This is a genomic window from Pseudonocardia sp. (assembly GCF_025965585.1).
Classification (GTDB): domain Bacteria; phylum Actinomycetota; class Actinomycetes; order Mycobacteriales; family Pseudonocardiaceae; genus Pseudonocardia.
In genome coordinates this window covers 1-25,025 of sequence record NZ_JAOPWR010000479.1, presented here as the reverse complement: position 1 = coordinate 25,025, position 25,025 = coordinate 1, and the positions used below count along the sequence as shown (strand labels likewise).

At 68.7% G+C, this 25,025-nt stretch carries 32 protein-coding genes and 1 pseudogene; 1 reads left to right on the top strand and 32 read right to left on the bottom strand.

The window, feature by feature from the left end; genetic code table 11:
* Nucleotides 1-234: 234 nt before the first annotated feature.
* The 31 genes and pseudogenes from JWR81_RS29710 to rpsL form a co-directional block, all read right to left on the bottom strand.
* Entirely contained in the window at nucleotides 235-1,617 is a 1,383-nt protein-coding gene (locus JWR81_RS29710; protein WP_297660353.1) for an NAD(P)(+) transhydrogenase (Re/Si-specific) subunit beta, read from the bottom strand.
* A complete protein-coding gene (locus JWR81_RS29705; RefSeq protein ID WP_297660350.1) occupies nucleotides 1,617-1,943 on the bottom strand; it encodes an NAD(P) transhydrogenase subunit alpha in 327 nt (108 codons plus the stop codon). The genes JWR81_RS29710 and JWR81_RS29705 overlap by 1 nt, the downstream gene beginning before the upstream one ends.
* Nucleotides 1,943-3,049, bottom strand: coding sequence for a Re/Si-specific NAD(P)(+) transhydrogenase subunit alpha (locus tag JWR81_RS29700; RefSeq protein WP_297660346.1), 1,107 nt, complete (start codon nucleotides 3,047-3,049; stop codon nucleotides 1,943-1,945). Before JWR81_RS29700 ends, JWR81_RS29705 begins: the two co-directional genes overlap by 1 nt.
* 95 nt (nucleotides 3,050-3,144) lie before the next feature.
* Entirely contained in the window at nucleotides 3,145-3,906 is a 762-nt protein-coding gene (gene map / locus JWR81_RS29695) for a type I methionyl aminopeptidase (protein ID WP_297660359.1), read from the bottom strand.
* An 82-nt stretch (nucleotides 3,907-3,988) separates the two neighbouring features.
* The gene (locus JWR81_RS29690) at nucleotides 3,989-4,537 is read right to left on the bottom strand and encodes an adenylate kinase (protein ID WP_297660343.1); all 549 of its coding nucleotides are present in this window, start codon (nucleotides 4,535-4,537) and stop codon (nucleotides 3,989-3,991) included.
* A 58-nt stretch (nucleotides 4,538-4,595) separates the two neighbouring features.
* Nucleotides 4,596-5,906: a preprotein translocase subunit SecY gene (secY, locus tag JWR81_RS29685; protein WP_297660340.1), complete on the bottom strand. Its 1,311-nt coding sequence runs from the start codon at nucleotides 5,904-5,906 to the stop codon at nucleotides 4,596-4,598.
* A 113-nt stretch (nucleotides 5,907-6,019) separates the two neighbouring features.
* The gene (gene rplO / locus JWR81_RS29680) at nucleotides 6,020-6,478 is read right to left on the bottom strand and encodes a 50S ribosomal protein L15 (protein WP_297660329.1); all 459 of its coding nucleotides are present in this window, start codon (nucleotides 6,476-6,478) and stop codon (nucleotides 6,020-6,022) included.
* The gene (gene rpmD, locus JWR81_RS29675; RefSeq protein WP_297660356.1) at nucleotides 6,478-6,675 is read right to left on the bottom strand and encodes a 50S ribosomal protein L30; all 198 of its coding nucleotides are present in this window, start codon (nucleotides 6,673-6,675) and stop codon (nucleotides 6,478-6,480) included. Before rpmD ends, rplO begins: the two co-directional genes overlap by 1 nt.
* A 47-nt stretch (nucleotides 6,676-6,722) precedes the next feature.
* Nucleotides 6,723-7,382 (bottom strand): 30S ribosomal protein S5, encoded by a 660-nt coding sequence (gene rpsE / locus JWR81_RS29670; RefSeq protein WP_297660327.1) that lies wholly within the window; start codon nucleotides 7,380-7,382, stop codon nucleotides 6,723-6,725.
* A 31-nt stretch (nucleotides 7,383-7,413) separates the two neighbouring features.
* The gene (gene rplR / locus JWR81_RS29665; RefSeq protein WP_297660324.1) at nucleotides 7,414-7,818 is read right to left on the bottom strand and encodes a 50S ribosomal protein L18; all 405 of its coding nucleotides are present in this window, start codon (nucleotides 7,816-7,818) and stop codon (nucleotides 7,414-7,416) included.
* Complete coding sequence (gene rplF, locus JWR81_RS29660) at nucleotides 7,818-8,357, bottom strand: 50S ribosomal protein L6 (RefSeq protein ID WP_297660321.1); 540 nt, start codon at nucleotides 8,355-8,357, stop codon at nucleotides 7,818-7,820. The genes rplR and rplF overlap by 1 nt, the downstream gene beginning before the upstream one ends.
* 13 nt (nucleotides 8,358-8,370) lie before the next feature.
* Nucleotides 8,371-8,769, bottom strand: coding sequence for a 30S ribosomal protein S8 (gene rpsH / locus JWR81_RS29655; RefSeq protein WP_297660318.1), 399 nt, complete (start codon nucleotides 8,767-8,769; stop codon nucleotides 8,371-8,373).
* A 67-nt stretch (nucleotides 8,770-8,836) separates the two neighbouring features.
* On the bottom strand, nucleotides 8,837-9,022 hold the full coding sequence (locus JWR81_RS29650; protein WP_297660315.1) for a type Z 30S ribosomal protein S14: 186 nt from the start codon (nucleotides 9,020-9,022) through the stop codon (nucleotides 8,837-8,839).
* A 1-nt stretch (nucleotide 9,023) separates the two neighbouring features.
* Complete coding sequence (gene rplE, locus JWR81_RS29645) at nucleotides 9,024-9,602, bottom strand: 50S ribosomal protein L5 (protein WP_297660312.1); 579 nt, start codon at nucleotides 9,600-9,602, stop codon at nucleotides 9,024-9,026.
* Between the two features lies 1 nt (nucleotide 9,603).
* The gene (rplX, locus tag JWR81_RS29640) at nucleotides 9,604-9,918 is read right to left on the bottom strand and encodes a 50S ribosomal protein L24 (protein WP_297660309.1); all 315 of its coding nucleotides are present in this window, start codon (nucleotides 9,916-9,918) and stop codon (nucleotides 9,604-9,606) included.
* Between the two features lie 2 nt (nucleotides 9,919-9,920).
* Entirely contained in the window at nucleotides 9,921-10,289 is a 369-nt protein-coding gene (gene rplN / locus JWR81_RS29635; protein ID WP_296369599.1) for a 50S ribosomal protein L14, read from the bottom strand.
* Complete coding sequence (gene rpsQ, locus JWR81_RS29630; RefSeq protein WP_297660305.1) at nucleotides 10,286-10,579, bottom strand: 30S ribosomal protein S17; 294 nt, start codon at nucleotides 10,577-10,579, stop codon at nucleotides 10,286-10,288. Before rpsQ ends, rplN begins: the two co-directional genes overlap by 4 nt.
* Nucleotides 10,576-10,818 carry a 50S ribosomal protein L29 gene (gene rpmC / locus JWR81_RS29625; protein WP_297660301.1) on the bottom strand — a complete coding sequence of 81 codons (243 nt, stop codon included), beginning with the start codon at nucleotides 10,816-10,818 and terminating at the stop codon, nucleotides 10,576-10,578. The genes rpsQ and rpmC overlap by 4 nt, the downstream gene beginning before the upstream one ends.
* The gene (gene rplP / locus JWR81_RS29620; protein WP_297660298.1) at nucleotides 10,818-11,237 is read right to left on the bottom strand and encodes a 50S ribosomal protein L16; all 420 of its coding nucleotides are present in this window, start codon (nucleotides 11,235-11,237) and stop codon (nucleotides 10,818-10,820) included. The genes rpmC and rplP overlap by 1 nt, the downstream gene beginning before the upstream one ends.
* A gap of 2 nt (nucleotides 11,238-11,239) precedes the next feature.
* Nucleotides 11,240-12,097: a 30S ribosomal protein S3 gene (gene rpsC, locus JWR81_RS29615; RefSeq protein WP_297660295.1), complete on the bottom strand. Its 858-nt coding sequence runs from the start codon at nucleotides 12,095-12,097 to the stop codon at nucleotides 11,240-11,242.
* Complete coding sequence (gene rplV, locus JWR81_RS29610; RefSeq protein WP_297660292.1) at nucleotides 12,097-12,519, bottom strand: 50S ribosomal protein L22; 423 nt, start codon at nucleotides 12,517-12,519, stop codon at nucleotides 12,097-12,099. The genes rpsC and rplV overlap by 1 nt, the downstream gene beginning before the upstream one ends.
* Before the next feature lie 36 nt (nucleotides 12,520-12,555).
* Complete coding sequence (gene rpsS, locus JWR81_RS29605) at nucleotides 12,556-12,837, bottom strand: 30S ribosomal protein S19 (protein WP_062397841.1); 282 nt, start codon at nucleotides 12,835-12,837, stop codon at nucleotides 12,556-12,558.
* Between the two features lie 15 nt (nucleotides 12,838-12,852).
* Entirely contained in the window at nucleotides 12,853-13,686 is an 834-nt protein-coding gene (gene rplB, locus JWR81_RS29600; protein ID WP_297660284.1) for a 50S ribosomal protein L2, read from the bottom strand.
* A gap of 10 nt (nucleotides 13,687-13,696) precedes the next feature.
* A complete protein-coding gene (rplW, locus tag JWR81_RS29595) occupies nucleotides 13,697-13,996 on the bottom strand; it encodes a 50S ribosomal protein L23 (protein WP_297660281.1) in 300 nt (99 codons plus the stop codon).
* Between the two features lie 302 nt (nucleotides 13,997-14,298).
* Nucleotides 14,299-14,898 (bottom strand): annotated as a pseudogene (gene rplD, locus JWR81_RS29590) (50S ribosomal protein L4); the annotation flags it as partial.
* A complete protein-coding gene (gene rplC, locus JWR81_RS29585; protein ID WP_297660278.1) occupies nucleotides 14,895-15,551 on the bottom strand; it encodes a 50S ribosomal protein L3 in 657 nt (218 codons plus the stop codon). The pseudogene rplD and the gene rplC, both read right to left, overlap by 4 nt.
* Before the next feature lie 13 nt (nucleotides 15,552-15,564).
* Nucleotides 15,565-15,870, bottom strand: a complete 306-nt coding sequence (rpsJ, locus tag JWR81_RS29580) for a 30S ribosomal protein S10 (protein WP_040804197.1) — start codon at nucleotides 15,868-15,870, stop codon at nucleotides 15,565-15,567.
* Nucleotides 15,871-16,153: 283 nt separating this feature from the next.
* Nucleotides 16,154-17,347 carry an elongation factor Tu gene (gene tuf / locus JWR81_RS29575; protein WP_297660273.1) on the bottom strand — a complete coding sequence of 398 codons (1,194 nt, stop codon included), beginning with the start codon at nucleotides 17,345-17,347 and terminating at the stop codon, nucleotides 16,154-16,156.
* Nucleotides 17,348-17,533: 186 nt separating this feature from the next.
* Entirely contained in the window at nucleotides 17,534-19,633 is a 2,100-nt protein-coding gene (gene fusA / locus JWR81_RS29570) for an elongation factor G (protein ID WP_297660270.1), read from the bottom strand.
* Nucleotides 19,634-19,678: 45 nt separating this feature from the next.
* Entirely contained in the window at nucleotides 19,679-20,149 is a 471-nt protein-coding gene (gene rpsG, locus JWR81_RS29565; RefSeq protein ID WP_297501883.1) for a 30S ribosomal protein S7, read from the bottom strand.
* Between the two features lie 76 nt (nucleotides 20,150-20,225).
* Complete coding sequence (rpsL, locus tag JWR81_RS29560) at nucleotides 20,226-20,600, bottom strand: 30S ribosomal protein S12 (RefSeq protein WP_296369571.1); 375 nt, start codon at nucleotides 20,598-20,600, stop codon at nucleotides 20,226-20,228.
* Nucleotides 20,601-21,077: 477 nt separating this feature from the next.
* On the opposite strand from rpsL, the gene JWR81_RS29555 reads away from it, so the two are divergent.
* Nucleotides 21,078-21,965, top strand: a complete 888-nt coding sequence (locus tag JWR81_RS29555) for an alpha/beta hydrolase (protein ID WP_297660265.1) — start codon at nucleotides 21,078-21,080, stop codon at nucleotides 21,963-21,965.
* Nucleotides 21,966-22,041: 76 nt separating this feature from the next.
* Here JWR81_RS29555 and rpoC read toward each other — a convergent pair.
* Nucleotides 22,042-25,025 (bottom strand): DNA-directed RNA polymerase subunit beta' (gene rpoC, locus JWR81_RS29550; protein ID WP_297660262.1); only part of this gene is annotated, 2,984 nt, incomplete at its 5' end.

The following is a 25,025-nucleotide window of genomic DNA, read 5'->3' as shown; positions in this document are numbered from 1 at the left end:
GGGCCCTGCTGATCGTGGTCGAGGCCGTTCGACTTCTTCGTCTCGCTCGCCCTGATGCCGATCTCCATGGCGATCGCGGGCCCGGTCGGCGAGTGGATCGGCATCCCGCTGACCTTCGTCCTCGCGGGCCTGATCCCCGCGCTCCTCGAGCTCGCCGCCATCGTCGGCCGGCGGACGAGATCGCCCACCCCCTCGATCCCGCGGAGGACGAGGAGGTGGGCGAGGCCGCACCGCTCAGAGGGCCTTGAGCTCCTCCGTCACCTCCGCCACCGACTTCTTGGCGTCGCCGAAGAGCATCGAGGTGTTCTCGGCGTAGAACAGCGGGTTGTCGATGCCCGCGAAACCGCTGCTCATCGACCGCTTGAGCACGATCACCGAGTGCGACTGGTCCACGTTGAGGATCGGCATGCCGTGGATCGGGCTGCTCGGGTCGTTGCGCGCGGCCGGGTTGGTCACGTCGTTCGCCCCGATCACCAGCGTCACATCGGTGCGGGCGAACTCGTCGTTGATGTCGTCCATCTCCTTGAGCGCGTCGTAGGAGACGTCCGCCTCGGCGAGCAGCACGTTCATGTGCCCCGGCATGCGGCCGGCCACCGGGTGGATCGCGTACTTGACCTCCACGCCCTTGGCCTCCAGCAGCTTCGCCATGTCCTTGACGGCGTGCTGGGCCTGCGCGACGGCCATGCCGTAGCCCGGCACGACGATCACCGACGACGCGTAGGCCATTTGGATCGCCGCGTCGGCGGCGCTGGTGGCCTTCACCGTGCGGTCGATGCCGTCGTCGGCCCCTGTCAGCGTCGTGGCGCCCCCGAAACCGCCCGCGACGATCGCCGGGATGGACCGGTTCATGGCCTTCGCCATGAGGTTGGTCAGGATCGAACCGGACGCCCCGACGATCATGCCGGCCACGATCATGGCCGTGTTGTCGAGCGCGAGACCGGCCGCGGCGGCCGAGAGCCCGGTCAGGGCGTTGAGCAGCGAGATGACCACGGGCATGTCGGCACCACCGATGGGCAGCACCACCAGCACGCCCAGCACGCCCGCGAGCACGAGCAGCCCGATCACCCAGATCTGCGGCGCACCGCCCATACCGGCGAACACCGCGCAGACGATCGCGCCGAGCAGCAGCAGCACGTTCACCCACTGCTGTGCCCTGCCCAGGCCGACCGGGCGGCTGGGCAGGATCTCCTGCAGCTTGCCGAACGCGATGAGCGAGCCCCAGAACGACACCGACCCGATGATCGCGCCGAACAGCGACGCGACTGCCACGTACGTGGCCTCGGTGACGAACCCGCCGGAGGTGCGGAACTCCGACCACGCGATGAGCGCCACCGCGCCACCACCGACGCCGTTGAACAGCGCCACCATCTGCGGGATCGCGGTCATCTTGACCTGCCGCGCCGACGGCACACCGAGCGCGGCGCCGATCACCAGGCCGACCACGATGAGCACCCAGTTGTGGCGCACCTGCAGCAGCGTCGCGATCACGGCGATCGTCATGCCGACCGCGGCGATCTTGTTGCCGCGCACGGCCGTCTTGGGGCCGGTCAGGCCCATGAGGCCGTAGATGAACAGCGCGAACGCGATGATGTAGAGGATCGGGACCAGGACGGCCATCACGCGTCACCGTCCTTCTGCTGCGCCGGCACCTGGGGCTTCGACTTGAACATCCCGAGCATCCGGTCGGTGACGAGGAAGCCGCCGATCACGTTGATCGTGCCGAACGCGATGGCGATCACCAGGATGATCATGTCGACGACGGAGGGGTTCTCCAGCCGGCCCAGCACGATCAGGCCGCCCAGCAGCACGATGCCGTGGATGGCGTTGGTGCCCGACATGAGCGGGGTGTGCAGGGTGTTGGGCACCTTCGAGATCACGGCGAAGCCGACGAAACCGGCCAGCACCAGGATCGCGATGTTCGACAGCAGACTTCCGGACTCCACTACTTCACCTCTCGGGTCACGCAGGACTTGGCCAGGACCTCGTCGTCGAAGTCCGGCGCCAGCGCGCCGTCCTTGTCGAGCATCAGCTCCAGCAGCGCGGAGACGTTGCGGGAGTACAGCTCCGAGGCGTGCTCGGGCATCGTCGCGGGCAGGTTGAGCGGCGACGCGATCGTGACGTCGTGCTTGACGACGATCTCCCCGGGCTCGGTGAGCGCGCAGTTGCCACCGCTCTCCCCCGCCATGTCGACGACGACGCTGCCGGCGCGCATGCCCTCCACGGCCTTCGCCGTGACCAGTGTGGGCGCCGTGCGGCCGGGCACGTTCGCGGTGGTGATCACGACGTCGAAGTTCGTGATGGCCTCCTCGAGCCGGTTCTGCTGCTCGACGCGCTCCTCCTCGGTGAGCTCGCGGGCGTAGCCGCCCTCGCCGACCGCCTCGATGCCGAGATCCAGCCACTGCGCACCCAGCGACCGCACCTGGTCGGCCACCTCCGGCCGCACGTCGTAGCCGGTGGTGCGCGCCCCGAGCCGCTTGGCCGTGGCCAGCGCCTGCAGCCCCGCGACGCCCACGCCGAGGATCAGGGCCTGTGCGGGCTTGACCGTGCCGGCAGCCGTGGTGAGCATCGGGAAGAACCTCGTGGAGCGCTCCGCGGCGAGCAGGACGGCCTTGTAGCCGGCCACGCCCGCCTGCGACGACAGCGCGTCCATCGACTGCGCCCGCGAGATCCGCGGGATCGACTCCATCGCGAACGCCTGCACCCCGGCCTCACGCAGCGCTGCGATCGTCTCCGGCGAGGTCAGCGGAGCCAGGAAGCCGATATAGGACGAGCCGCTGTGCAGCCTGCCGATCTCGTCTGGGGTCGGGGGAGCCACCTTGACCACGACGTCGGCCGACCACGGGTCGCCGATCGTGGCGCCCGCGGCGGTGTAGAGGTCGTCGGGGATGAGGGCGCCGAGACCGGCACCGCTCTCCACCACGACCTCGACCCCACGGGTCCGGAGCTTCTCGATGATCTTCGGGACGAGCGCGACACGGCGCTCGCCGGTGCCCGTCTCGCGAGGCACCCCCACCGTCGTGGACCGCCGCGGTGCGGATTCTGACGTCATGGCGAGAACCTAGACCAGACGGCGGCCGACCACGCCGTCCATGTGACCGGGACGAACCGCCCGATCCCACCTCTACCGATTCAGGTGAGACGAATTCAAGCCGGCAACGTGAGGACGCGAGGTCCGTCCTCGGTGATGGCGACGGTGTGCTCCCAGTGCACGGCACGCCCGCCGTCCGCGGTGACGACCGTCCAGCCGTCGGCGAGCTCGAGGGTCTCCGGGTCGCCCGCCGTGAGCATCGGCTCGACGGCCAGCGCCATGCCCGGCTTCAGCCGGGGCCCCTGGCCGGGGTCGCCGTAGTTGGGCAGGAACGGGTCCATGTGCATCGACGTGCCGATGCCGTGGCCCCCGTACTCCTGCACGATCCCGTACGCCACGCCGTCGCGACGTGCGGCGTCCTCGCAGGCGGTCTGGACCGCGTGCGAGATGTCCGAGAGCCGCCCGCCGGGCTGCACCGCGGCGATGCCCGCGTGCAGGGCCGCCTCGCAGGCCGCCGACAGCGCGGCATCGGCGGCGGACACGGCGCCGACGGGGATGGTGACCGCAGCGTCGCCGTGCCACCCGTCGAGGATCGCGCCGCAGTCGACCGACACCAGGTCGCCGTCGGCCAGCACCTGCGCCGTGGACGGGATGCCGTGCACGATCTGCTCGTTCACCGACGCGCAGATCGACGCGGGGTAACCGTGGTAGCCGAGGAAGGACGGCACGGCGCCCGCGCCGCGGATGATCTGCTCCGCCAGCGCGTCGAGCTCACCGGTGCTGACACCGGGGCGGGCCAGCTCGGTCACGGCAGTGAGGACCTGGGCCACAAGGGCACCGGCCGCCCGCATCGCCTCGAGCTCGGCCGGGCTCTTCATCTCGATGTCCCGGCCCCGCCAACGCGCCACCAGCCCGCGGACCCCACTCCGTGTCGTCACCGAACAGCCACCGAACTCCCTGTCAGCGCCCGCGCAGGGCTTCCGTCACGCGGTCGGTGACCTCCTCGACCGAGCCGACCGCGTCCACCGTCACGAGCTTGTCGCTGTAGTGGTCGAGCAGCGGGGCGGTCTCGTCGCGGTACACCTGCTGGCGGTTGCGGATGACCTCCTCGGTGTCGTCCGAGCGGCCACGGCCCAGCAGGCGCTGCACCAGCACCTCCTCGGGCACCTGGAACTCGACGACGGCGTCGAGCTCCTCGCCGCGCTCGCCGAGGATCTCCTCGAGCGAGCCGGCCTGGCTCAGCGTCCGGGGGAAGCCGTCGAGCAGGAAGCCCTTGGACGCGTCGTCGTGCGTGAGGCGATCGCGCACCATGGCGACGGTGACTGCGTCCGGCACGAGGTTGCCGGCGTCCATGTACTTCTTCGCCTCGATGCCGAGCTCGGTCTCCTGGGACAGGTTCGCCCGGAACAGGTCACCGGTGGAGATGTGCGGCACGTCGAGTCGCTCCGCCAGACGCTCTGCCTGGGTGCCCTTGCCCGCACCCGGCGGGCCCACAAGAACGAGACGCACCGCGACCTCCACTGTTCGAACTCCGACGTTCACCTGGACGCTAGCGCAGGCTGCGATGTCAGCGCAGGAAGCCGTCGTACCTGCGCTGCATGAGCTGGCTCTCGATCTGCTTGACCGTGTCCAGGCCCACACCGACCATGATCAGCACCGCGGTGCCGCCGAACGGGAAGTTCTGGTTCTGGCCGCTGCCGGTGATGCCCAGGAAGAAGTTGGGCAGCACGGCGATGATGCCGAGGTACAGCGATCCCGGCAGCGTGATGCGGGAGAGCACGAAGTTCAGGTACTCGGCCGTGGGCCGTCCGGGACGGATGCCCGGGATGAAGCCGCCGAACTTCTTCATCTCGTCGGCCCGCTCGTCGGGGTTGAACGTGATGCCGACGTAGAAGTACGTGAAGAAGATGATCAGCGCGACGTACAGGACGATGTGCACGGGGTTCGACTGATCGACCAGATAGGTCTGGACGAATGCCGCGATCCCGCCGCTGCTGCCGGCCAGCTGCGAGATGAGCTGAGGCAGGTACAGCAGGGACGACCCGAAGATGACCGGGATGACGCCGGCCTGGTTCACCTTGAGCGGCAGGTAGGTGGACGTGCCGCCGTACATGCGGCGCCCGACCATGCGCTTCGCGTACTGCACCGGGATACGGCGCTGGCCCTGCTCGACGAACACGACGCTCGCGATGATGGCGAGACCGAAGACGCACACGCCGGCGAAGACGAGGCCGCCCGCGCTGTTGAGGATCTGGCTGCCCTCGGCGGGGATCCGCGACGCGATCGACGAGAAGATGATCAGCGACATGCCGTTGCCGATGCCGCGTTCGGTGATCTGCTCACCGAGCCACATGATCACCGCGGTGCCGGCCGTCATCACGATGACGATGACCGAGAGCGAGAAGATGCTGTTCGGGTTCTGCAGCACCGGGAGCGAGCAACCCTGGAACAGCTGGCCGCGCGAGGCCAGCGCGACGATGCCGGTGGCCTGCAGGATCGCGAGCGCGATGGTCAGGTAGCGGGTGTACTGGGTCAGCTTGTTCTGACCCGACTGCCCTTCCTTCTTCAGCTGCTCGAACCGCGGGATGACCACCGTCAGCAGCTGGATGATGATGCTCGACGTGATGTACGGCATGATGCCGAGCGCGAACATCGACAGCTGCAGGAGCGCACCGCCGGAGAACAGGTTGATCAGCGAGTAGACGTTCCCGCTGCCACCGCCCTCGACCTGCTGGATGCACTGCTGGACGTTCGGGTACGAGACGCCGGGCGACGGGATCGTGGCCCCGAGCCGGTAGACCGCGATGACCCCGAGCGTGAAGAGGATCTTCTTCCGGACATCCGGCGTCGTCAGTGCCGACCGGAAAGCGCTGAGCACTGGGTGACCCTCCTGTAGTGGACGGGGAACGACTGTAACAACGGCCGCAGTGACCCCCACGGCACGGACCGGCACTCAGGGTGCCGGCCCGCACCGAAGCGGCCCCGACCTGGCTAGGACAGATCGGTGACGGTGCCGCCGGCGGCCGTGATCTTGTCACGGGCGCTGCCGGAGAACGCGTGAGCGCTCACCGTCAGCGCGACGCCGTCGACCTCACCGTTGCCCAGCACCTTGACGGGCTGGTTGCGCCGGACGGCGCCGGCGGCCACGAGCTCGTCCGGGCCGACCTCGCCACCGGACGGGAACAGCTGGGCGAGGTCGCCCACGTTCACCACCTGGTACTCGACGCGGAACCGGTTCTTGAAGCCCTTGAGCTTGGGCAGCCGCATGTGCAGCGGCATCTGCCCGCCCTCGAAGCCGAACGGCACGCCCTTGCGCGCCTTCGTGCCCTTGGTACCGCGACCGGCGGTCTTGCCGCCCTTGCCGCCCTCACCGCGACCCAGACGGGTCTTCGCGGTCTTGGCGCCGGGAGCCGGACGCAGGTGGTGGATCTTGATCGTCGGCTCGCTCATCAGGAGCCCACCTCCTCCACCGTCACCAGGTGGCGAACGGTGTGGATCATGCCGCGGATCTGCGGGGTGTCCTCCCGCTCGACCGTCTGGCGGATCTTGCGCAGACCCAGCGACTTGAGGGTCGCCCGCTGGTTCGCCTTGCAGCCGATGCTGCTGCGGACCTGCGTGACGACCAGCGTGATGTCACTGGTCGGCATGGACTGAGCCCTCGGGTCGGCCGCGGCCGTCTTCTCGGCAGCCATGGTCACGACCTCGCGCTCTGAGCAGCAGCCGCGCGGGCGCGGAGCATCTCAGCCGGGGCGACGTCCTCGAGCGGCAGGCCACGGCGGGCCGCCACCTCCTCGGGACGCTGGATCATCTTCAGCGCGGCGATCGTGGCGTGCACCACGTTGATCGCGTTGTCGCTGCCGAGGCTCTTGGACAGGATGTCGTGGATGCCGGCGCACTCCAGCACGGCGCGCACCGGACCACCGGCGATGACACCGGTACCGGCGCTGGCCGGGCGCAGCATGACCACACCGGCCGCCGCCTCGCCCTGGACGCGGTGCACGATCGTGCCGCCGATGCGGGGGACGCGGAAGAAGTTCTTCTTCGCCTCCTCCACACCCTTGGCGATCGCCGCAGGCACCTCCTTGGCCTTGCCGTAGCCGACGCCCACCATGCCGTCGCCGTCGCCGACGATCATCAGGGCGGTGAAGCTGAAGCGCCGACCACCCTTGACGACCTTGGCGACGCGGTTGATGGTGACCAGCCGCTCGATGTAGGGCGTCTTGTCCTGGGCGCCACCGCGGCCGCCGTCGCGACGGTCACGGCCGCCGCCCGAGGTATTGCGATCGCCGCCGGGCCCACCGGGCCCTCCGGACCCGCCGGGCCCTCCGCCGTCGCGCCGTGCACGTCCCGGCATCAGAGGTTCCCTTCCGTCTTCGTGTTGTCCATCAGAACTCCAGACCACCCTCGCGGGCAGCATCGGCGAGCGCGGCGATCCGGCCGTGGTAGCCGAAGCCACCGTGGTCGAACACCACCGCGGTCACGCCGGCCTCGCGGGCACGGGCGGCGACCAGCTTGCCGACCTCGGCCGCGCGGGCCTTCTTGTCGCCGTCCAGCGCGCGGACGTCGGTCTCCATCGTCGACGCCGCGGCCAGCGTGTGGCCCGCGAGGTCGTCGATGAGCTGCACGATGATGTGGCGCGCGCTGCGCTTCACCGCGAGGCGTGGACGGTCGGCGCTGCCCGCGACCTTCTTGCGCAGTCGTGCGTGCCGACGCGTGCGCGCGACACGGCGCTTGCTCGACACCTGGGAGGCGGTCCGCTTCTTGGCGGCCGCGGAAATCGTCTCGGCCATTACTTACCCGTCTTCCCGACCTTGCGGCGGATGACCTCGCCGGCGTAGCGGATGCCCTTGCCCTTGTACGGGTCGGGCCTGCGCAGGCGGCGGATCTTCGCCGAGATCTCCCCCACGCTCTGCTTGTCGATGCCCGACACGGAGAACCGCGTGGGCGACTCGACCTTGAAGGTGACGCCCTCGGGCGCCTCGATCACGACGGGGTGGCTGTACCCCAGCGCGAACTCGAGCGACGTGCCCTTGAGCACGACGCGGTAACCGACGCCGTGGATCTCGAGCCTCTTCTCATAGCCCGACGTGACGCCGACGAACAGGTTGTTCACCAGCGTGCGCGAGAGACCGTGGTAGGCCTTGCTCTTCCGCTCGTCGTCCGGACGCTTCACCACGACGGCACCGGAGTCGTCGCGCTCGATCGTGATCGGCTCGATCACGGTGTGCGACAGGGTGCCCTTGGGGCCCTTGACGGTCACCGTGCGGCCGTCGATCTGGACGTCGACACCGGACGGAACGGTGATGGGCAGTTTCCCGATTCGGGACATGGTGGTTATCCCCTCACCAGACGTAGGCGAGGACTTCGCCGCCCACGCCGTTCTTCTTCGCCTGCTTGTCGGTCTGCAGACCGCTCGACGTCGAGATGATCGCGACGCCGAGGCCTCCGAGGACCCGGGGCAGGGTGGTGGACTTCGCGTAGACCCGGAGGCCGGGCTTTGAGACCCGCCGCAGGCCCGCGATGGAACGCTCGCGGTTGCGCCCGTACTTCAGCTCGATGACCAGGGCCTTGCCGACCTCGGCGTCCTCGACGGTGTGCGACGCGATGTAACCCTCCTTCTGGAGGATCTCGGCGATCGACACCTTGAGCTTGGAGTGCGGCATGACCACCTGGTCGTGGTACGCCGAGTTGGCGTTGCGCAGACGTGTCAGCATGTCTGCGATCGGATCGGTCATCGTCATAGGACGTCACTGCTTTCTCGCCTGGTTCCCCCGGTTCCCGGGGGCCTGTGGCGTTATGGGAGTGCTACTACCAGCTGCTCTTGCTGACGCCCGGCAGCTCGCCGGCGTGCGCCATCTCGCGGACGCAGATCCGGCACAGGCCGAACTTGCGCAGAACGGCACGAGGCCGCCCGCACTTCTGGCAGCGGGTGTAACCGCGGACCTTGAACTTCGGAGTGGCTGCGGCCTTGATCCGGAGAGCCTTCTTGGCCATCTCACGCCTCCTTGAAGGGGAAGCCGAGCTGACGCAGCAGCGCCCGGCCTTCCTCGTCGGTCGTGGCCGTGGTGACCACCGTGATGTCCATGCCACGCGGGCGGTCGATCGAGTCCGGGTCGATCTCGTGGAACATCGACTGCTCGGTGAGCCCGAACGTGTAGTTGCCTCGGCCGTCGAACTGGTTCGGCGAGAGGCCACGGAAGTCGCGGATACGCGGCAGCGCGATGGTCAGCAGCCGGTCCAGGAACTCCCACATCCGGTCGTTGCGGAGGGTGACCTTCGCGCCGATCGGCATGCCCTCGCGCAGCTTGAACTGCGCGATGGACTTGGTGGAGCGGCGGACCTGCGGCTTCTGGCCGGTGATGGTGGCCAGGTCGCGGACCGCGCCGTCGATCAGCTTCGCGTCACGGGCGGCGTCGCCGACACCCATGTTCACGACGACCTTCACGACGCCAGGGATCTGCATGACGTTCGCGTACTCGAACTGCTCGCGCAGCGCGGACGCGATCTCGTCCTTGTAGCGCCGCTTGAGCCGCGGAATGGTCTTCTCTGCAGCCACATCAGTTGATGCAGTCATGTCAGATCTCCTTCCCGGAACGCTTGGAGACCCGCACGCGCTTGCCGTCCTCGCCGACCGTCTTGCCGACGCGGGTGGGCTTGCCGTCGGAGTCGACGATCATCACGTTGGAGACGTGGATCGGGGCCTCCTGCGTGACGATGCCGCCCGACTGCGCACCGCGCTGGTTCTGGCTGACCCGGGTGTGCTTCTTGATCCGGTTCACGCCCTCGACCAGGACGCGCTCCTTCTCCGGGTAGGCCTGGATGACCTTGCCCTTGGCGCCCTTGTCCTTGCCGGCGATCACCTGGACGGTGTCACCCTTCTTGACCTTCATGCTCACAACACCTCCGGCGCGAGGGAGATGATCTTCATGAACTTCTTGTCGCGGAGCTCGCGACCGACCGGTCCGAAGATGCGGGTCCCTCGCGGCTCGCCGTCGGGCTTGATCAGCACGGCGGCGTTCTCGTCGAACCGGATGTACGAGCCATCCGGACGGCGCCGCTCCTTGACGGTGCGCACGATGACGGCCTTGACGACGTCACCGCGCTTCACCCCGGCGGCGGGGATGGCGTCCTTCACGGTGGCGACGATGACGTCGCCGATCCCGGCGTAGCGCCGGCCCGATCCACCCAGCACCCGGATGCAGAGGATCTCCTTGGCACCGGTGTTGTCCGCGACGCGAAGTCGCGACTCCTGCTGGATCACTTCGCCTTCTCCAGGATCTCGACCAGCCGCCAGCGCTTCGTGGCGGACAGCGGTCGGGTCTCCATCAGCCGGACGCGGTCGCCGACGCCGGCCGTGTTGGCCTCGTCGTGCGCCTTGACCTTGCTCGTCCGGCGGATGACCTTGCCGTACATCGGGTGCTTCACGCGGTCCTCGAGGGCCACGACGATCGTCTTGGCCATCTTGTCGGACACGACGAGGCCCTCACGGACCTTCCGCTCCGCACGCGCCACCGGTGTCGGCGGCGTCTTGCTCTTGGTGGTGTCGCTCATGCCGCGCCCTCATCCTCGGTCGGCGCCGCGGAGAGGCCCAGCTCGCGCTCACGCATGATCGTGTAGATCCGCGCGATGTCGTGCCGGACGGTACGCAGCCGCCGGTTGTTGTCCAGCTGCCCGGTGGCCATCTGGAAGCGGAGGTTGAACAGCTCCTCCTTGGCCTCCCGCACGCGGAGCGTCAGCTCCTCGTCGGTGAGCTCACGGAGCTCAGCGGCGGTGGTCGTGGACGCGGCCATCAGATGTCACCACCCTCACGGGTCACGATCCGGCACTTCATCGGCAGCTTGTGGATCGCGCGGCGCAGGGCCTCGCGAGCCGTCTGCTCGTTGGGGTAGCTCATCTCGAAGAGCACCCGGCCGGGCTTGACGTTGGTGATCCACTTCTCCGGCGAGCCCTTGCCGGAACCCATGCGGGTCTCGGCCGGCTTCTTGGTGAGCGGACGGTCCGGGAAGACGTTGATCCAGACCTTGCCGCCACGCTTGATGTGCCGGTTGATGGCGATACGAGCCGACTCGATCTGCCGGTTCGTGACGTAGGCGGGCTCGAGGGCCTGGATGCCGAAGTCACCGAAGTTGACGCGGGTGCCACCGGTGGCGGCACCGGTGCGGTGCGGCCGATGCTGCTTGCGGTGCTTGACCCTGCGAGGGATCAGCATGACTAGGCCTCCCCACCGGTGTTCGGGGTGTCGGTCGACGGTGCGGGCGCCTCGGCCGTGGCCGTGGCTGTGTTCCCGCCCGATGCCTGCTCGGCCGCGGCGCGGCCGGCCTCGGTGCTCGTGCCCGTGGTGCCCGAGGCACCCGAGCGACGGCGGGCCGGACGCTCGCGGCGCGGGCCGCGGTCGCCACCGGGAGCTGCGGCTGCAGCCGCAGCAGCGCCCTCGCGACGGCCACCGACGACGTCACCCTTGTAGATCCACACCTTGACGCCGATGCGCCCGAACGTGGTGCGGGCCTCGAACAGGCCGTAGTCGATGTCGGCGCGCAGCGTGTGCAGCGGGACGCGACCCTCGCGGTAGAACTCCGAGCGCGACATCTCCGCGCCGCCCAGGCGACCCGAGCACTGCACCCGGATGCCCTTGACCTGCGGCGAGCGCATGGCCGACTGGATGGCCTTGCGCATCGCGCGACGGAAGGCCACGCGGTTGGACAGCTGCTCGGCCACGCCCTGCGCGACGAGCTGGGCGTCCGACTCCGAGTTCTTGACCTCGAGGATGTTGAGCTGGACCTGCTTCTTGGTCAGCTTCTCGAGGTTGCCGCGGATGCGGTCGGCCTCGGCGCCGCGACGGCCGATCACGATGCCCGGACGCGCGGTGTGGATGTCCACACGGACGCGGTCGCGAGTGCGCTCGATCTCGACCTTGGAGATGCCGGCCCGCTCCATGCCCTTGGAGAGCATCTTGCGGATCTCGACGTCTTCCTTCACGTACTCGGCGTACTGCTTGTCGGCGTACCAACGCGACTTCCAGTCGGTGGTGATACCGAGGCGGAAGCCGTGCGGGTTGATCTTCTGACCCATTAGCGGGTCCTCCCCTTCGCGCCGCGCGCACCGCGACCGCTCTTGGCGGCCTGCTCCTGCACCTCGACGGTGATGTGGCTCGTGCGCTTACGGATCCGGTACGCGCGGCCCTGGGCCCGCGGACGGATGCGCTTGAGCGTCGGGCCCTCGTCGGCGGTGGCCAGGGCCACCACCAGCGAGTCGCGGTCCATCTGGTGGTTGTTCTCGGCGTTCGCAGCAGCGCTGGCGATCACCTTGAACAGCGGCTCTGCGGCGGCCTGCGGCGAGAACCGCAGGATGTCGAGGGCCTCCTGCACCGGCCGGCCCTTGACGAGCTCGACCACGCGCCGAACCTTGGTCGGCGACATGTGCACGTAACGCGCCACTGCGCGGGCTCGAGCGGGCTCGAGCGCGGCAGGGGCCTCTGTGGCTGTCTCAGCCATGAAATCTCACCCTTTCCTGGTCGCTACTCGGTCCGCTCAGCGCCTGCGCGCTTTGCGGTCGTCCTTGATGTGGCCCCGGAAGGTCCGCGTGGGCGCGAACTCCCCCAGCTTGTGGCCGACCATCGAGTCCGACACGAACACCGGCACGTGCTTGCGGCCGTCGTGCACCGCAATCGTGTGGCCGATCATGTCGGGGATGATGGTGGACCGACGGGACCAGGTCCGGATGACGGTCTTCTTACCCGACTCGTTGAGGACGTCCACCTTCTTGAGCAGGTGGTCGTCCACGAACGGGCCCTTCTTCAGGCTGCGCGGCATCTTTTACCTCCCTGCTCAGCGCTTCTTGCCGGTACGCCGGCGGCGGACGATCAACTTGTCGGACGGCTTGGTGCGGCGGGTACGCCCCTCGGGCTTACCAGCGGGGTTGACCGGGTGGCGACCACCGGAGGTCTTGCCCTCACCACCACCGTGCGGGTGGTCGACGGGGTTCATGGCGACACCGCGGACGGTCGGGCGCTTCCCCTTCCAGCGCATGCGGCCTGCCTTGCCCCAGTTGATGTTGGAGTGATCGGCGTTGCCGACCTCGCCGATGGTGGCGCGGCAGCGGACGTCGACGTTGCGGATCTCGCCGGACGGCAGCCGGAGCTGCGCGTACGGTCCGTCCTTCGCCACCAGCTGGACCTTCGCGCCGGCCGAGCGGGCCATCTTCGCGCCGCCGCCGGGGCGGAGCTCGATCGCGTGGATCACCGTGCCGGTGGGGATGTTGCGCAGCGGCAGGTTGTTGCCGACCTTGATGTCGGCGCGCGCACCGGCCTCGACCTTGTCGCCCTGCTTCAGCTTCTCCGGCGCGATGATGTAGCGCTTCTCGCCGTCGGCGTAATGCAGGAGCGCGATCCGCGAGGTGCGGTTCGGGTCGTACTCGATGTGCGCGACGGTGGCCGGAACGCCGTCCTTGTCGTTGCGCCGGAAATCGATCAGACGGTAGGCGCGCTTGTGCCCGCCGCCCTGGTGACGGGTGGTGATGCGCCCGTGCGCGTTGCGGCCGCCCTTGCTGTGCAGCGGACGGATCAGCGACTTCTCCGGCGTCGACCGAGTGATCTCGGCGAAGTCGGAGACGCTGGAGCCGCGGCGGCCCGGAGTCGTCGGCTTGTACTTACGGATACCCATGGTCAGTCCCTCAGCTCGCCCGGCCGCCGAAGACGTCGATCGGGTTGCTCTCCTCGGAGAGCGTCACGACGGCGCGCTTCGTGTCCTTGCGCTTGCCGAACCCGGCGCGGGAGCGCTTGCGCTTCCCGGTGCGGTTCAGGGTGTTGACGCTGAGAACCTTGACGCCGAACACCTTCTCGACAGCGATCTTGATCTGTGTCTTGTTCGCATCGGGGCGGACGACGAAGGTGTACTGGCGCTCCTCGAGCAGCCCGTAGCTCTTCTCCGACACCACCGGTGCGAGCAGGATGTCGCGCGGATCGGGGATCACTTGCTCTCCTCCTTACGCTGCGACGGCGGCAGCTCGAACCCGGCCGCCTCGGCCGCCTCGGCCGTGTCGAACCAGACCTCCGCCACGGTGCGGGCGTAGAACGAGCTGCCCGGCACGTGGTAGAGCATCGAGTCGGCATTGCCCTTGACGGGGAACCCGTCGGGCTGCGAACCGTCGGCGAGCGGGGCGTGGCTCCCGGCGCCGTACGGCGCCTCGTCCTCGGCGGCGGCCGGTGCCTCGGACAGGCCGACCGTCTCGCTCTCCCGCGCCGACGCCGTGACCGAACCCCGCGTGGGGGTGGCGATCGGGCCGGCCAGGAAGGCCTCGAGCGAGGCCTCCGTGAACACCACGACGTCGTTGACGAGCACGTCGTAGGTGTTGAGCTGGTCGGGCGCGATCAGGTGCACGGTGGGGAGGTTGCGCAGGCTGAGCCAGCTGACCTCGTCATCGCGGTTGAGCACCACGAGCGCCCGGGTGGCGGCGTCGCCGGCGACGTCGACGAGCGCGGTGCGCGCCGCCTTCGTCGAGGGGGTGTCGCCGGTGACCAGCGACGGCACGACGTGGACCAGCCCGGCACGCGCCCGGTCGGAGAGGGCACCGCGCAGTGCGGCGGCCTTCATCTTCTTGGGCGTCTTCTGGGTGTAGTCGCGCGGCGTCGGGCCGTGGGAGATGCCACCGCCGGCGAACTGCGGCGAGCGGATGGAACCCTGGCGCGCCCGGCCGGTGCCCTTCTGGCGGTACGGCTTCTTGCCGCCACCGCTGACCTCGCCGCGGGTCTTCGTGTCGTGCGTGCCCTGGCGCGCGGCCGCGAGCTGGGCCGTGACGACCTGGTGCATCAGCGCGATGTTCGCGGTGACGTCGAAGACGTGCGCGGGGAGCTCGACGTTGCTGGTGGTGCTCATGCCTTCACACCTGCCTTCGCGGCCGACTTGACGAAGAGAAGACCACCGCGGGGGCCGGGGACGGCGCCCTTGATGAGCAGCAGCCCGCGCTCGGCGTCCACGCGGTGCACCGTGAGGTTCTGCGTGGTGACGCGCGCGACGCCCATGCGGCCCGCCATGCGGAGACCCTTGAAGACGCGGCCCGGGGTGGCACAGCCGCCGATGGAACCCGGCGAGCGGTGCTTGCGCTGGACGCCGTGACCGGCGCCGAGGCCCTTGAACCCGTGGCGCTTCATGACGCCCGCGGTGCCCTTGCCCTTGCTGGTGCCGACGACGTCGACCAACGCGCCGCTGTCGAACACCTCGGCGGTGATCTCCTGGCCGACCGAGTACTCGCCGGCGTCGGAGGTGCGCAGCTCGACCAGGTGCCGGCGGGGCGTGGTGCCCGCCTTGGCGAAGTGGCCGGTGCGCGGCTTGTTGACCCTGCGCGGGTCGATGGCCCCGTAGGCGAACTGGACGGCGATGTAGCCGTCCTTCTCCTCGGTACGGACCTGGGTCACCACGTTCGGGCCCGCCTGGACCACGGTGACCGGGACCACCCGGTTGTTCTCGTCGAAGACCTGGGTCATCCCGAGCTTGGTGCCCAGGATCCCGGTGATCTGCCTTTCGCTCATGTTTCCGTCAGCCCTACTGGATGTTGACGTCGACACTGGCCGGCAGGTCGATGCGCATGAGCGCGTCGACCGTCTTCGGCGTCGGGTCGAGGATGTCGATCAGCCGCTTGTGGGTGCGCATCTCGAAGTGCTCGCGCGAGTCCTTGTACTTGTGCGGCGAGCGGATGACGCAGTAGATGTTCTTCTCCGTCGGCAGCGGCACCGGCCCGACGACCCGAGCGCCCGTACGCGTGACCGTCTCGACGATCTTGCGCGCGGAGGCGTCGATGGCCTCGTGGTCATAGGCCTTCAGCCTGATGCGGATCTTTTGTCCCGCCATGGTCGTCGGTCGTCCTCTTCTTCCTGCCGCTCGTGTACGCGTGCTCCTGGGGGAGGCACACGGGGAACCCTGGCGGGCTCCTGCCGTGGTGGCTCCGGTCCACGAGGTCGGGCGTGTCGCCGTAGTTCCTCAGACCGGTCCCCCGGAACGATCGCGCCCCCCGGAGGGGCCGCTGTGCTCAGGGGCTCGCGCCGAGGCCGGTGCGCGATAAACACGCACCGGCCTCGACGCGCAACCCGTCAAGGATGCCACACCGGGATGTGGCGCCCTCGACCGGGGGTTGTTACTTGTTGATCTTGATGACCTGGCCGGCGCCGACGGTCCGTCCACCCTCGCGGATGGCGAACTGCAGGCCCTCCTCCATGGCGATGGGCTGGATCAGCTTCACGCTCATGGTGGTGTTGTCGCCAGGCATGACCATCTCGGTACCGCTGGGCAGCGTGACCACGCCGGTGACGTCCGTCGTCCGGAAGTAGAACTGCGGACGGTAGTTGTTGAAGAACGGCGTGTGACGGCCACCCTCGTCCTTGGACAGGATGTAGACCTGGCCCTCGAACTCGGTGTGCGGGGTGGTGGTGCCGGGCTTCACGACGACCATGCCGCGCTCGACCTGCTCGCGCTTGACACCGCGGAGCAGCAGCGCCGCGTTGTCGCCGGCACGACCCTCGTCGAGGAACTTCTTGAACATCTCGATCGAGGTGGTGGTGGTCTTGAAGGACTTCTCGCGGATGCCGACGATCTCGACCTCCTCGTTGACCTTCACGATGCCACGCTCGATACGGCCGGTGACGACCGTGCCGCGGCCGGAGATCGTGAAGACGTCCTCGACGGGCATGAGGAACGGCTTCTCGACGTCGCGCTCGGGCTCCGGGATCGACTCGTCGACCGCGTCCATGAGCTCCATGAGCTTCTCGGCCCACTCGGCGTCGCCCTCGAGCGCCTTCAGCGCCGAGACACGGACGATCGGGAGGTCGTCGCCCGGGTACTCCTGCGACGACAGCAGCTCGCGGACCTCGAGCTCGACGAGCTCCAGGATCTCCTCGTCGTCCACCATGTCGGCCTTGTTCAGAGCGACGACGATGTACGGCACGCCGACCTGGCGGGCGAGCAGCACGTGCTCACGCGTCTGGGGCATCGGGCCGTCGGTGGCCGCGACCACCAGGATGGCGCCGTCCATCTGCGCCGCACCGGTGATCATGTTCTTGATGTAGTCGGCGTGCCCGGGGCAGTCGACGTGCGCGTAGTGGCGCTTCTCGGTCTGGTACTCGACGTGCGCGATCGAGATCGTGATGCCGCGCTGACGCTCCTCGGGAGCCTTGTCGATCTGGTCGAACGCCGACGCGTCGTTCAGCGTCGGGAACTTGTCGTGCAGAACCTTGGTGATTGCCGCCGTCAGCGTGGTCTTGCCGTGGTCGATGTGACCGATGGTGCCGATGTTGACGTGCGGCTTGGTCCGCTCGAACTTCGCCTTCGCCACTGGGGGATCCTCCTGGACTGGTACGTGTCCGTCGTGCTGACGGCGGGTCTGTGGGGTGGTGCCCGGACGATTGTCCTCGGGCACCGACCGCGGGCCCTCATCGGGCCCGCGGTCAGATGCATGTGAGAAGCCGTGGCCCCGGCAGAAGAAGCCCGGGGGCTTCTCACACGCAACTGCGGATAGCTCTTACTCGCCGGTGGCCTTGGCGATGATCTCCTTGGCCACGTTGGTCGGGACCTCCGCGTAGGAGTCGAAGACCATGGTGTAGTTCGCCCGGCCCTGGGTCCGCGACCGGAGGTCGCCGACGTAGCCGAACATCTCCGACAGCGGGACGAGCGCCTTGACGATCCGGGCGCCCGCCCGCTCCTCCATGGCCTGGATCTGGCCACGGCGGGAGTTCAGGTCGCCGATCACGTCGCCCATGTAGTCCTCGGGCGTCGTGACCTCGACGGCCATCATCGGCTCGAGGATGGCCGGGCTGGCCTGGCGAGCCGCCTCCTTGAGGGCGATCGAGCCGGCGACCTTGAAGGCCATCTCGGACGAGTCGACCTCGTGGTACGCACCGTCGACGAGGGTCAGCTTGACGCCGACGAGCGGGTAGCCCGCCACGATGCCGTACTGCATGGCATCCTGCGCCCCGGCGTCCACCGACGGGATGTACTCCCGGGGGATGCGACCGCCGCTGACCTTGTTGTCGAACTCGTACAGCGCACCGTCGGCGGTGTCCAGCGGCTCCAAGGTGATGATCACCTTGGCGAACTGACCCGAGCCGCCGGTCTGCTTCTTGTGGACGTACGTGTACTTGTCGACCGTCTTGCGGATGGTCTCCCGGTACGCGACCTGAGGCTTACCGATGTTCGCCTCGACCTTGTAATCGGTCTTCATCCGGTTGACCAGCACCTCGAGGTGCAGCTCGCCCATACCCGCCAGGATCGTCTGCCCGGACTCCTCGTCCTGGGTGACCTGGAAGGTGGGGTCCTCCTCGGCGAGCTTCTGGATCGCGATGCCCAGCTTCTCCTGGTCCGCCTTGGTCTTCGGCTCGACCGCGACCTGGATGACCGGGTCGGGGAAGGACATCGACTCGAGGATGATCGGGTTCTGCGGGTCCGACAGGGTCTCGCCCGTGGTGGTGTCCTTGAGCCCCGTGACCGCGTAGATGTGGCCGGCCAGGGCCTCGTCGACCGGGTTCTCCTTGTTGGCGTGCATCTGGAAGAACTTCCCGATGCGCTCCTTGCGGTCCTTGGTCGAGTTGATCACCTGGGCTCCGGCAGCGATCTTGCCCGAGTACACCCGGATGTAGGTCAGCTTGCCGAAGAACGGGTGCGCGGCGATCTTGAACGCGAGCGCCGAGAACGGCTCCGTGCTGCTGGGCTTGCGGAACGCCGGGGTCTCCCCGTCGGGCAGCGTCCCCTCGACCGGCGGCACGTCCAGCGGCGACGGCAGGTAGTCGATCACCGCGTCGAGCATGGGCTGGACGCCCTTGTTCTTGTACGCGGAGCCGCAGAGCACGGGGTAGGCCGCACGATCGTTGACGATCTTGCGGATGCCGTGCTTGATCTGCTCGACCGTGAGCTCCTCGCCACCGAGGTACAGCTCCATCAGGTCGTCGTCGGTCTCGGCGACGGCCTCGACCAGCGCGGTGCGGTACTCGGCGGCCTTCTCGGCGAGATCCGCGGGGATCTCCTCGACCGTGTAGTCCTCACCCATCTTGACCTCGCCGCGCCACGTGAGCGCACGCATGTTCACGAGGTCGACGACACCGATGAACTCGCTCTCGGAGCCGATCGGCAGCTGCAGGGGCAGCGGCTTGGCGCCGAGACGGTCCTGGATCGTCCGCACCGTGAAGTAGAAGTCCGCGCCGAGCTTGTCCATCTTGTTGACGAAGCAGATGCGCGGGACGTCGTACTTGGTGGCCTGCCGCCAGACCTGCTCGGACTGCGGCTCGACCCCCTCCTTGCCGTCGAAGACCGCGACCGCGCCGTCGAGCACGCGCAGGGACCGCTCCACCTCGACGGTGAAATCGACGTGGCCCGGGGTGTCGATGATGTTGATCTGGTGGTCGTTCCAGAAGCAGGTGATCGCGGCGGACGTGATCGTGATGCCGCGCTTCTGCTCCTCCTCCATCCAGTCCATCGTCGCCGCGCCGTCGTGCACCTCACCGATCTTGTAGTTCAGACCGGTGTAGAACAGGATGCGCTCGGTGGTGGTGGTCTTACCGGCGTCGATGTGGGCCATGATGCCGATGTTGCGGACCTTGCCCAGGTCCGTCAGCACGTCGCGTGCCACAGCTATCTCGCTTCCCTCAACAGGTTGGCGCGGACGATCGGCCCGTCACCAGCGGTAGTGGGCGAAGGCCTTGTTGGACTCCGCCATCTTGTGCATGTCCTCGCGCCGCTTCACTGCGGCACCCAGACCGTTGCTCGCGTCGAGGAGCTCGTTCATGAGCCGCTCGACCATCGTCTTCTCGCGACGCTGTCCGGCGTAGGACACCAGCCAGCGCAGGCCCAGCGTGGTCTGCCGGACGGCGCGGACCTCGACGGGAACCTGGTACGTGGCGCCACCGACGCGGCGGCTGCGCACCTCCAGGGCCGGCTTCACGTTGTCCAGCGCACGCTTGAGCGTGACGACGGGATCGGTGCCGGTCTTCTCGCGGGTGCCCTCGAGGGCGGCGTAGACGATGCGCTCGGCCAGCGAGCGCTTGCCGTCCTGGAGCACCTTGTTCACCAGCTGGGTGACCAGCGGCGAGCTGTACACCGGGTCGGAGACCAGGGGACGCTTGGGAGCGGGGCCCTTGCGAGGCATCAGCCGATTCCCTTCTCGCTGCGGTTCGCGGCCTCGCCGGCGCTCAGCAGAGCGGGGGCCGTGTTGGGGCGAGCCATCAGCTCTTCTCCTTCTTCGCGCCGTAACGGCTGCGTGCCTGCTTGCGGTTCTTGACGCCCTGGGTGTCGAGCGAACCGCGGACGATCTTGTAGCGGACGCCGGGGAGGTCCTTCACACGACCGCCACGGACCAGGACGATCGAGTGCTCCTGGAGGTTGTGACCCTCACCGGGGATGTAGGCCGTGATCTCCATCTGGCTGCTCAGCTTGACGCGAGCGACCTTGCGCAGAGCAGAGTTCGGCTTCTTCGGCGTCGTGGTGTAGACGCGCGTGCACACCCCGCGGCGCTGCGGGCTTCCCTTGAGCGCTGCCGTCTTGGTCTTGGTGGCCTTGTCCTGACGGCCCTTGCGGACCAGCTGCTGGATCGTGGGCATGAACCGTCTGCTTCTTCCCGTCGGCGTGCTGTGGCTTGTGGTGCTGGTCGTGCGTGGAGGCGACCGGCTGCACCGGCCGCCCACCCCCGAGGTCGGGCGTGTCGCACCCCCTTGTGACTCACGTCGGGAGATCGGGGAGACCTCGAGCGGAGCCCAGGGGCCCGTATGCCCGACGAATCGACCGCAGGGCACACAGATCGGCCCGACCGAGGTCGAGCGCAAGACCACAGAGTACCCGCCCCGCCGGATGGGGGTCAAAACGGGTAGGCCACGAGGGCGTGGTCAGCACCTGCCGGTACCGGAAGGGTGCCGCAAGCGCGTGCGCGCCGCAAGAGGGCGCTCCCGCTCGCCGCGCCTGACCACCCGTTCGTCGTGTTCACCTGGCCTCCTCCGTTCACCCGCTGTGGTGCGTTCCGCTGTCCGGGGCCGGTTGGCTACGTTCCGGTCGTGCACCTGCCTCGACCTGCTGTCCGGCTGATGACGCGTGGCGTCGTCGCCCCCCTGCTCGGTCCCCGCCTGCCCCTGCCCGTCCGGCGCCGGCTGCTCGCCGCCACCGGCCTCGTGCTGCCCCTGCCGCGCGGGACGCGGCGCAGCCGGAGCACGCTGGGCGGGGTGCCCACCGTGCGCGTGACCGCGGCGGCGGCCATCGGACCCCAGCAGGTGCTGTACCTGCACGGAGGCGGGTACTCCGTGGGCTCCCCCGCGTCGCACCTCGCGCTGCTGGCGAACCTCAGCCGGGCCACCGGGGCCCCCGTGCACGCGCCGGACTACCGGCTCGCGCCCGAGCACCCCTTCCCTGCCGCCGTGGACGACGCGGTCGCGGCGTACCGCGCGCTGCGCGCAGCGGGACATGAAGCACAACGCATCGCGGTGGCCGGGGATTCCGCGGGAGGCGGCCTCGCCATGAGCCTGGTGCTGAGGCTGCGCGGGCTCGGCGAGGAGCTGCCCGGGTCGGTCGGGCTGATCTCCCCGTGGCTCGACCTCGACCTGCGCTCCCCCGCCGTGTGGGCGAACGCGACCACGGACGCGATGCTCGACCCGTCCTGGCTCGGGCAGGCCGCCGAGGACTACCGCGCCGGATCAACGGCCCCCGAGCTCCGCCCCCTCGAGGCCGACCTGGCCGGCCTCCCTCCGCTGCACGTCGTCGCCGGGGCGGACGAGGTGCTGGTCGGCGACTCCGACGCGTTCGTCGAGCAGGCGAAGGCCGCCGGCGCGGAGATCACCTACCGGCGTGAGCGCGGCATGTGGCACGCCTACCTCGTCTTCGCCGGCCTACTGGCCGAGGCCGACGTGGCGGTGGCCGAGCTCGGCGCCGCGTTCCGCGCCGACTGCGCCGTCCCGCACAGGACGAGCGGGTCCAGGTAGACGAAAACGGGGCCGGCCACCGCCACGGGAGAGCGGTGACCGGCCCCGTTCAGGACCGTCCTCGAACGGCTACCGGCTAGCGGTAGTCGCGCCCGAAGTCGTAGTCGTCCAGCGGCACCGCGGCACCGGTGCCGGTGCCGAACACGTCGGGGCTGTAGTAGCCGTCGTCGTAGCTCGGCAGCGCGTAGGCGGCCGCGCGGGCCTCCTCCGTGGGCTGCACCTGGATGTTGCGGTACCGACTGATCCCCGTACCGGCGGGGATCAGCTTGCCGATGATCACGTTCTCCTTGAGCCCGACGAGCTTGTCGCGCTTTCCGTTGATCGCGGCATCGGTGAGGATCCGGGTGGTCTCCTGGAACGAGGCCGCGGACAGCCACGACTCCGTGGCCAGCGAGGCCTTCGTGATCCCCATGAGCACCGGACGGCCGGAGGCGGGCTCCCCGCCCTCGGCCACGACGCGCCGGTTCTGCGCCTCGAAATCGGTGCGCTCGGCGAGCGAGCCCGGCAGGAACTCGGTGGACCCCGAGTCGATGATCGTGACCCGGCGGAGCATCTGCCGGATGATCACCTCGATGTGCTTGTCGTGAATGTCCACGCTCTGCGTGCGGTACACCTTCTGCACCTCACGCGTGAGGTGCAGCTGCACCTCACGGGGACCCATGACCCGCAGCACCTCGTGGGGGTCGGCCGTGCCCTCGAGCAGCAGCTGCCCGACGTGCACGTGGTCGCCGTCGGCCAGCGGACGCTCCTGGCCGTCGACCACCGTCATCGCGAGCCACTGCCGCTTGGACAGCTTCTCGTAGACGATCTCCTCGCCGCCGTCGTCCGGGGTGAGGGTGATCTTCCAGAAGCGCTCGCCGTCCTCGATCGAGATGCGGCCGTCGACGTCGGCGATCGGGGCCTTGCCCTTGGGGACACGGGCCTCGAACAGCTCCTGGACACGCGGCAGACCGGTGGTGATGTCGTCGCCCGCCACACCACCGGTGTGGAAGGTGCGCATCGTGAGCTGGGTGCCCGGCTCACCGATCGACTGCGCCGCGACGATGCCGACGGCCTCGCCGACGTCCACCAGCTTGCCGGTGGCCATCGAACGGCCGTAGCACATGCCGCAGATGCCGCTGGCCGACGTGCAGGTGAGCGGGCTGCGCACCTTGATCGTCTTGACGCCGGCCGCGACGAGCGCGTCGAGCGCGGGGTCGCCGAGGTCGCCGCCCTTGGCGACGATGACGTTGCCGTCGGCGTCGCGCACCTCCTCCGCGGAGCACCGTGCGTAGATGCTCGTGCGGATGTAGCGGTGGGCGATGCGCTTGCCGCCTGCGCCCTCCTCCGTGACCGCCATCGTGACGCTGCGCTCGGTGCCGCAGTCGACCTCGCGGACGATGACGTCCTGCGACACGTCCACCAGACGACGGGTCAGGTAACCCGAGTCGGCCGTACGCAGGGCGGTGTCGGCGAGACCCTTACGGGTGCCGTGCGTGGAGATGAAGTACTCCAGCACCGACAGGCCCTCACGGAAGTTGGCCTTGATCGGACGGGGGATGTACTCGCCCTTCGGGTTGGCCACCAGACCACGCATACCGGCGAGCTGCCGGACCTGGGTCATGTTGCCCGCCGCGCCGGACGCCACGATCGTGGGGATCGGGTTGTCCTCGGGGAAGTTCTCCTCCATGGCCCGGGCCACCTCTTCGGAGGCCTGGGTCCAGATCTTGACCATCTCGTCGTTGCGCTCCTGGTGGGACAGCGCCCCACGCAGGTACCGCTTGTTGACCTGCTCGGCCTTGACCTCGTAGCCGTCGAGGATCTGCTGCTTGTTCGGCGGCACGACGACATCGGAGATGGCGATCGTGACACCGGACCGCGTGGCCCAGTAGAAGCCGGCGTCCTTGAGACGGTCGAGGCACTGCGCGACCTCGGTCATCGAGTAGCGCTCGGCGAGATCGTTGATGATCATCGCCTGACGCTTCTTCGGCAGGATCTCGTTGACGAACGGGTAGTCCACGGGCAGGAGCTCGTTGAACAGCACGCGCCCGAGAGTGGTCTCGGCCAGGTACGGCTCGCCGGGCTGCCAGCCCTTCTCGACCAGCGCCGGGACGACGTCGGCCGGAGGCACCACGTCGTGCAGGCGGATCTTGATCGGCGCCTGCAGGTGGAGCACCTTGCGGTCGTAGGCCATGATCGCCTCGGCGACCGTGCCGTAGATGCCGCCCTCGCCGGTGGCGCCGGGGCGCTCCTTGCTCAGGTGGTACAGGCCCGTGACCATGTCCAGCCGCGGCATGGCGAGCGGACGACCCGACGCCGGCGACAGGATGTTGTTGCTCGAGAGCATCAGCACCCGGGCCTCGGACTGCGCCTCGGCCGACAGCGGCAGGTGCACCGCCATCTGGTCACCGTCGAAGTCGGCGTTGAACGCCTCGCAGACCAGCGGGTGCAGCTGGATGGCCTTGCCCTCCACCAGCTGCGGCTCGAAGGCCTGGATGCCGAGGCGGTGCAGCGTCGGTGCGCGGTTGAGCAGCACCGGGTGCTCGGAGATGACCTCTTCGAGCACGTCCCACACCTGCGAGCGGCCACGCTCGACCATGCGCTTCGCGGACTTGATGTTCTGCGCGTGGTTGAGGTCGACCAACCGCTTCATGACGAACGGCTTGAACAGCTCCAGCGCCATCTGCTTGGGCAGACCGCACTGGTGCAGCTTGAGCTGCGGGCCGACGACGATGACCGAACGGCCCGAGTAGTCGACGCGCTTGCCGAGCAGGTTCTGGCGGAACCGGCCCTGCTTGCCCTTGAGCAGGTCGGACAGCGACTTGAGCGGCCGGTTCCCCGGGCCCGTCACCGGCCGGCCGCGGCGGCCGTTGTCGAACAGCGCGTCGACGGCCTCCTGCAGCATCCGCTTCTCGTTGTTGACGATGATCTCGGGCGCGCCGAGGTCGATCAGCCGCTTGAGGCGGTTGTTGCGGTTGATCACGCGGCGGTACAGGTCGTTCAGGTCGGACGTGGCGAAGCGGCCACCGTCGAGCTGCACCATCGGGCGCAGGTCCGGCGGGATGACCGGGACGCAGTCGA